At 26.0% G+C, this 465-nt stretch carries 1 protein-coding gene; it reads right to left on the bottom strand.

Annotated elements, in window-relative coordinates; all coding sequences use genetic code 11:
• On the bottom strand, positions 1 to 465 hold a 465-nt coding region (locus AJN58_RS06315; protein ID WP_289305324.1), incomplete at both ends, for a 3-oxoacyl-[acyl-carrier-protein] synthase III C-terminal domain-containing protein.

Here is a 465-nt window from a genome sequence, read left to right as displayed (position 1 = left end):
TTTTTGTAATGGAAATTGATATGAATTAATATTATCACATAGGGTGGCAGGAATAGAAGCTGCATTTAAATTTCCATATTTTGTTATAGTATCATTTGGAGAATTTTTTTTATCCAATTTTAATTTCTTAATAATCATATCTACTATTTGTTTATTAGCTTGATGAAAAAAAACAAAATCCAATTTATCTTGGCTGCAATTTGCAAATTTTAAAAGCTGATGAAAAACTTGAGGTTCTCTTCTTGTAGCAAAATTAAAAATTTCAAGTCCATTCATATATACTTGTTTTTCTTTTATATTTCTATTTAAAATTTCAGGTTCTTTCATAGCTTCTAAATTTGTACTTCTAAAAGCTCCAAAAGGCATAAAAAGATATTTCAAACCTTTACCATCTGAACCTAAGTCAAAATAAGATTTATATTCTTTTTGAGAGTATTCGATTAAGGTTACACTTACACCATCGCC

This window comes from Campylobacter sp. BCW_4321, from assembly GCF_001763075.1.
GTDB lineage: Bacteria > Campylobacterota > Campylobacteria > Campylobacterales > Campylobacteraceae > Campylobacter_D > Campylobacter_D jejuni.
The sequence above is the reverse complement of the archived record's forward strand: the minus strand, read 5'-3'. Positions and strand labels throughout refer to the sequence as shown.